Source organism: Streptomyces beijiangensis, assembly GCF_017315755.1.
GTDB classification, from domain to species: Bacteria; Actinomycetota; Actinomycetes; order Streptomycetales; family Streptomycetaceae; genus Streptomyces; species Streptomyces beijiangensis.
This window is the reverse complement of the sequence record NZ_JAFLRJ010000219.1, coordinates 25,219-31,736: the sequence shown is the minus strand read 5'-3', so window position 1 is coordinate 31,736 and position 6,518 is coordinate 25,219. Positions and strand designations below refer to the sequence as shown.

Genomic DNA, 6,518 nt, shown 5'->3' with positions numbered 1-6,518 from the left:
TCCGGCCGCGGTGACCGCGGCGGCGTACCGGAGCTTGTTGCCGAAGGCCGCCGAGAAGGAGGCGAGGTTGCGGGCCTTGTCCACGCTCGTCGTCTCGCCATGGGTGCCGGAGAGGATGACGGCGCCGGTGAGCGATCCTCCGCCGCTCTGGCTCAGGCGGACGACGATCGTGTCGTCGGGGGCGCTGGCGAACATCTCGCGGACGTAGCGGATCTTGTTCTTGGTGTACGTCGTGGTGACCATGCCGTTGCTCAGGTCGAGCGTGCGGCGGTAGTCGGACACGGAGGAGAACTCGTGGTCCGGCATGTACAGCATCACGCGTGCGAGGAGCGTGAGACTGCCGAAGTCGTCGCGCCCGTACGGGAATTGGCCGTCGCTGTCGAGCGTGGTGTTCGCGCCGCCCGTCCACAGGCTCGCGTCGGTGACCTGGAAGAGCTCGCGGGAGGGATCGGCTCCGACGATGGCGCCGAGGCGGCCGTTGCCCAGCGGCAGGCCCTGCTCGATGAGGAGGTCCTCGTCCGCGGGCTCGGGGTACCAGAGGGTCGTCGCCCTGTCCGCGGGGACGAGCGGGGACGAGATGGGGCGGTTCGGCGCGGCGTGCGCGGTGAAGACGGGCAGGGCGCTCAGTGCGAGCGCGCCGCCCATGCCGAGGACCAGGCGTCTGGAGGGTCCGTTGCTCATGTGGGCTCCGTAGGTTGAGGGGTTGACGAGGCCGCGCGGGGGGATGGCCGGCGCGCCGATGCGCGCGCCGGCCTCCGCGCACCGCGGGGCAGTTGCCGTACGAAGCCCGTCAGGACAGCTTGATCAGGCGCGAGCCGTGCGCGGGGACGGCGGAAGCGGTCCAGGAGCCGGTGGCCGGGCCGAGGTCCTTGCGGGAGACCGCGTCGCGCAGCTGCATGCTGCCGGACAGGCCCAGGTCCTTGAAGCTGACGGAGATGTCGGTGGGCGTCGAGCCGAGGTTGTAGACCGCCAGGTACGTGGCGCCGCCGATCTTCTTCGTCCACACCTGGGTGTCGCCCGAGCGGATCTGCCGGGGCAGGACCGCCGCCTGGTCGACCGCGATGACCTCGGGGTTGGTCAGGATCGACTTGGCCTTGCCGTCGAGGAAGTAGATGTCGCCGCCGACGTACAGCGGGGACGACGCCATCGACCAGAACGTCATCACGGTCTGCCGCTCGGTGTCGTTCAGGCCGTCCTGCAGGCCGCTGCCCGTGTTGTTGTTGATCGGCATGGAGTCGAGGTCGCCGAGGTATCCGGGGGCCGACAGCTTGGGCAGCCAGGCGGGCAGGTCGGTGAAGCGGTCGTCGACGGAGCTGGTCCAGGTGCTGGTGGTCTCGCAGTAGCACTCGATGTCGGTGTCGACCCGGACTCCGTTCACCGAGCCACGCAGGCCGTCGCCTGCGTCCAGGTCGACCGGCCAGGCGCTCGCCGTCAGCCACATGCTGCGGCCGCTGTGGTCGATCGCGGTGGACCATGCCTTCATGTCGGCGACGTTGTCCTTCGTCACGCCGTCGATCTTGATGAAGTCGACTCCCCAGGAGGCGTAGCGGGCGACGATGGAGTCGATGTACTCCTGGGCGCACGGGTTGCTGTAGTCGATCTTCCAGTTGCCGCCCCACTTGTTGGTCGCCGTCAGCGGCTTCACCGCAATGTCCTGTGCATGACATGCGGTGCCGAGGATGGGCGCGTTCTTGTTGTAGACCTCCTGCTCAAGGCCTGCGGCGCCGTACAGACCCAGCTTGAGGCCCTTGCCGTGGATGTAGTCGGAGAGCGACTGGATCCCGCTGGGGAAGCGGTCCTTGTCGGCGTCGGGGATGCCGTTGGCGTCGGTGTGGAAGTTCCAGTCGTAGTCGAAGTTCCAGCCGGCGTCGATGTTCAGGTTCTTGTATCCGGCCGAGGACAGATTGCTGCTGAGCGAGTCCGCGGCGTTCTTGATGTTGCCCTCGTTCAGCCAGTGCGTGCCGTAGCCGCTGCGCGAGGACGACTCCACGCTCCAGCTGCTCCACCCCATGAAGGGCTTCACGTACGGGGTCCTCGCCTCGGCCGTGCCCGGGGAGAGGGCGAGGGCCAGCGGCAGGGCGCAGGCCGCCGCGGCGAGGGTCGCACGTCGGGTCGAGCGGGTCGTTCGGGTCGTTCGGGTCGTTCGGGTCACTGGAAGTACCTCCGGGGAAAGGGAGTTTCAGGACTTGAGACCGGACATCGCGATGCCCTGGACGATGTGGCGCTGGGCGACCAGGAACATGATCACGAGAGGGAGGATCGCCACCGCCGTGCCCGCGAACAGCTCGGGCAGATTGACGGTCTGGGAGGTGAGGAAGCTGGAGAGCGCGATCTGTACGGTCCAGCTGTTCGGGTCCTGGCCGATCATCAGCGGCCAGAGGAAGGAGTTCCACGCCTCGATGAAGGACAGTGCGCCGAGGGAGGCGATCATCGTCACCGAGTTGGGCAGGATGATCCGCCCGTACACACCGAGGTAGCTGAGGCCGTCGATGCGGCCCGCTTCCTCGATCTCGGCGGGGAAGGAGAGGTAGAAGCTGCGGAAGAGGACCACGGCGAACGCGTTGAACAGACCCGGTGCGATCAGGCCCCACATCGTGTTGACGCCGCCCATGGAGCCCACCACGACGAAGGTGGGCAGGAACGTGACGGCCTGCGGGATCATCAGCGTGCCGACGATGAGCGAGAGGACGACCCCTCGTCCCGGCACGTTGATACGCGCCAGGGCGTACCCGGCCATCGACGCGAACAGCGTCGAGACCGGCGCCGAAATCACCGCGATCAGCAGGGAGTTGGCGAGGGAACGGCCGAACGGTCGCTCCGGGTTGTCGAACAGGGACGTGAAGTTGTCCCAGTTCAGTGAAGACGGCAGCCAGTGCCAGTCGGTGGCCGTGATCTCCGGCGTCGTCATGAAGGCGTTGCGCAGCAGTACGTAGAACGGGATCAGGAAGACCACGGACAGCAGGCACAGCACCAGGTACGTGACGGCGGAGCCGAGCACGCTCCCTCGGTATCGGTTCATGGGTTCAGTCCTTGTCGCGGGCGAACCCGAGGATCCGGCCCTGGACGAGCGTGATCAGCACGATCAGGAGGGTGAGCAGGAAGGCCCCGGCCGAGCCGACGCCGTAGTCCTGGTCCTGCAGGGCGACGCCGTACAGGTGCATGAGCGGGGTGCGGACGGGTTCGCTGCCGAGCGAGGCGCCGGTGGAGAAGATCGCGTAGAACTCGTCGAAGGCCTGGAGCGCGGCGATGAACATCAGCAGCAGGATCGCGACCGACGTGTTGCGCAGCATGGGGAAGGTGATGGAGCGGAAGGTGCGCCAGGGGCCCGCACCGTCGAGGGACGCGGCTTCGTAGAGGTGCGGCGGGATGGACTGGAGGCCGGCGATGAACAGGATCATGTACAGGCCGACTTGGAGCCAGAGGCGGAGCGTGACCAGCACGATCCAGTACAGGGGTGGGCTCTGCGTCTGGATCCAGGGCGTTGCGTCGGCGCCGAACAGGGCGCCGATGGTGTTCGCGAGGCCGGACGGCACCCCGCTGAACAGGGCCATCTTCCAGATCATCGCGGCGGCGACGTAACTGACGGCCGCCGGCAGCAGGAACGCCGTACGGAAGAAGGCCCGGCCGCGCCGCACCCGGTTGACGAGGACGGCGAGGCCCAGGGACGCGACGAAGGTGACCGGCACGATCATCGCCGTGAACAGCACGATCATCGTGAGCGAGTCGCGGAACCGCTCGTCGCTGAGCAGCTCCTTGTAGTTGTCCAGGCCGACCCACTTCCCGAGGGAGATGGTGCGCCGGGCCTCGCTGAAGCTCAGCAGGAAGCTCCAGCCGATGGCCACGTAACGGAAGACGGCCAGGCCGATCAGCATGGGCGCGGTCAGGACGATGAAGGCGAGGGCCTTCGAGCGTCGCTCGGTCAGCCGCCGGCGGCGCGGCACCTTGGCGGGTGCCGGCCGGGCGGCACGCTTGCGCAGGGGCGCGGTGCCGGTGGCGGTCATGAGGTGTCAGCCCATCTGCTTGTCGAGGTCCGACTGCGCCTTGGACTGGGCCTTCTTCAGGGTCTTCGCCGGGTCGTCGCCCTGGGCGATGTCGGCGGCAGCGGCGATGAACTCGGCCTGCATGGCCTGGGTCCACTCGGCGGGGAAGGAGATGCCGTACTTGGTCCCGATGGTGACGGTGTCCTTCGCGGCGCCCTTGCTCAGCGCCGGGGTCTTCGCGGCGACCGCGTTCTGCGGCGGCACATGGAAGCCGTACTTGACCGCCCAGTCCATCTGGATGGCGGACTGCTCGACCCACAGCCACTGGAGGTACTTCTTGGCCTCCGCGACGTGCTTGCTCTTGGAGTTGATCGCCTGCGACCAGCCGCCGAGGCGGGCGACGGGCTTCCCGGAGGCGTCGTACGCGGGCCACGGCACGACCCCGAAGTCGTCGCCGAGCGCCTTCTCGACGGTGGGCAGCGCCCACAGGCCGCACCACTGCATGGCGGTGGCGCCCTGGGTGAACGCGCCCGCGTCGTACCAGTCGGTGGTGAAGCCGAGCAGGATCGACTTGTCGGAGTGCAGGTCGTGCAGACCGCCGATGGACTTGGCTGCGTCCGCGTAGACGACCTTGCCGTCCTTGATCATGTCCACGCCCTGGGACCAGGCGAGGAGGTAGGGGCTGTCGCCGATGCCGTCGTTGCCTATGAACAGGCCCTTGATGTCGCCGTCGGTCAACTTCTTTGCGGCGGCGGTCAGTTCGGCGAAGGTGGTGGGCGGGGTGACGCCGGCCTTCGTCAGCATCGACTTGCGGTAGAAGAGCATCATGATGTCGTCGATGGTCTTCATGCCGTAGAGCTTGCCGTCGACGGTGAGGTAGTCGATGTCCGCCTTGTTGAAGCCGTCCTTGGCGGACCCGTAGACGTCATCGAGGGGCTCCAGCTGGCCCTTGCGTGCCATCTCGGCGCGGAAATCGCCGAGTTCGAAGATGTCGGGGGCGTCGGCGCCGAGCAGGGCGGCGTTCAGCTTGGTCTCGTACTGGGAGGTGTCGGCTCCCCACACCACGTTGATCGCGATGTCCGGGTTGGCCTTGGTGAACTCCTTGGCGTACCGCTTCACCGCGGCCTGCGTGCCCTCCTCCCCGTACTGGTGGTACCACTGCGTGAGCGTGACCTTGGCGCCCTTGGCGGAGGCGGTGGCCTGCGGGTTGCTGGAGCAGGCGACGGCACTGCCCGCCACGAACAGCACGGACATGCCGAGGAATCCCCGACGGGACAAAGCGGAACTGGCAGTCATGACAGGGCCTTTCCGGGGAACGGAGGCTTGCGGGGGGGAAGGGTGAGGGTGAGGAGGTCGTGCGGTTCAGGCGGCGAAGAGTGACTGGATGCTTACGGCGGCGGCCCCGCGCGCCCATTCCTCCCAGGGCAGGGGGCGCACGATGAGCGGGCAGCGGGCGGCGGCCCCGAACGCCTGGGTGGTGAAGGCGGCGCGGATCTGCTCTTCGAAGAGGTCGTACGCGGCCAGGCCCTCGCCCGAGACGACGACCCGCTCGGGGCCGACCAGGTTGACCATGGCCGCGAGGCCGAGCCCGATGGCCTCGCCCGCCTCGTCGAACACGGCGCGTACTGCGGCGTCCCCGCCATGGGCCCGGTCGATCGCCCCGGCCATGTCGAGGTCGGGATCGCCCGCCGCGTGCCGGGCCCGGGCGACGATCGCCTCCTCCGAGGCGATCGACTCCACGCAGCCGCGGGCGCCGCAATGGCATTCGGGCCCGTTTCCGGCGGCCACGGGGATATGACCGATCTCGCCGGCCACCCCGTACCCCCCGGCCACCAGCCGGCCGTTGACGACGAGCGCGCAGCCGATGCCCACGCCGACCGTGGCCAGGGCGAAGGAGTCCGCGCCCACGCCCTCGCCGAACCACTGCTCGGCGACGGTGAGGGCCTTCACGTCGTTCTCGACGGTGACCGTCAGCCCTGTGGCGGCGGCCACCAGTTCGGCCAGCGGGACGTCGCGCCAGCCGAGGAACGGCGAGTAGCGCACGACGCCGCCCCGCCGGTCCACGTCACCCGAGACGGACACCCCGATGTGGTGCGTCCGCTCGGCGTGGACGGGGGTCAGTTCCGCGACGAGCGCGGCGATGTCGCGGACGACCTGCGCCGCCGACCGGTCGGTCACGGGGATCCGGTGGGCGGCCCGTACCTGCGCCCTCAAGTCGGTGACCACACCGATGAGTTCGTCGGCCGTGGCCTTGATGCCCACGAAGAACTCGCGGTCGGCACGGACTGCGAGTGGGTGCGCGGGGCGGCCCGCGCCCTCCACGATGCGGGGGCCTTGTGGCAGTTCCTCCAGGTATCCGGCTTCGATCATCGGTTTGACCGCCTTGGTGACGGCGGCGGAGGAGAGACCCGTGATCCTGGCGATCTCCGGGCGGACGACCGGACCACGCGTGAGCACCGTGGTGAACACCGAGTTGGCCGCCGGAGATGCGAGCAGCTTCGCTCGGTTCAGCAACATGGGGGAAACGTAGGGGGAATA

Annotated in this window: 6 protein-coding genes; all 6 read right to left on the bottom strand. The window is 68.4% G+C overall.

Annotated elements, in window-relative coordinates:
* Positions 1-681 (bottom strand): glycoside hydrolase N-terminal domain-containing protein (locus tag J0695_RS23110; protein WP_206964264.1); only part of this gene is annotated, 681 nt, incomplete at its 3' end.
* 109 nt (positions 682-790) lie between these two features.
* Positions 791-2,152, bottom strand: coding sequence for a glycoside hydrolase family 27 protein (locus J0695_RS23105; protein WP_206964262.1), 1,362 nt, complete (start codon positions 2,150-2,152; stop codon positions 791-793).
* Positions 2,153-2,179: 27 nt separating this feature from the next.
* Positions 2,180-3,019: a carbohydrate ABC transporter permease gene (locus J0695_RS23100; protein WP_206964260.1), complete on the bottom strand. Its 840-nt coding sequence runs from the start codon at positions 3,017-3,019 to the stop codon at positions 2,180-2,182.
* A 4-nt stretch (positions 3,020-3,023) separates the two neighbouring features.
* A complete protein-coding gene (locus tag J0695_RS23095) occupies positions 3,024-4,001 on the bottom strand; it encodes a carbohydrate ABC transporter permease (RefSeq protein WP_206964258.1) in 978 nt (325 codons plus the stop codon).
* Positions 4,002-4,007: 6 nt separating this feature from the next.
* Complete coding sequence (locus J0695_RS23090) at positions 4,008-5,234, bottom strand: ABC transporter substrate-binding protein (protein WP_206964255.1); 1,227 nt, start codon at positions 5,232-5,234, stop codon at positions 4,008-4,010.
* Between the two features lie 108 nt (positions 5,235-5,342).
* Positions 5,343-6,497 (bottom strand): ROK family transcriptional regulator, encoded by a 1,155-nt coding sequence (locus J0695_RS23085; RefSeq protein WP_206964253.1) that lies wholly within the window; start codon positions 6,495-6,497, stop codon positions 5,343-5,345.
* Positions 6,498-6,518: the final 21 nt, after the last annotated feature.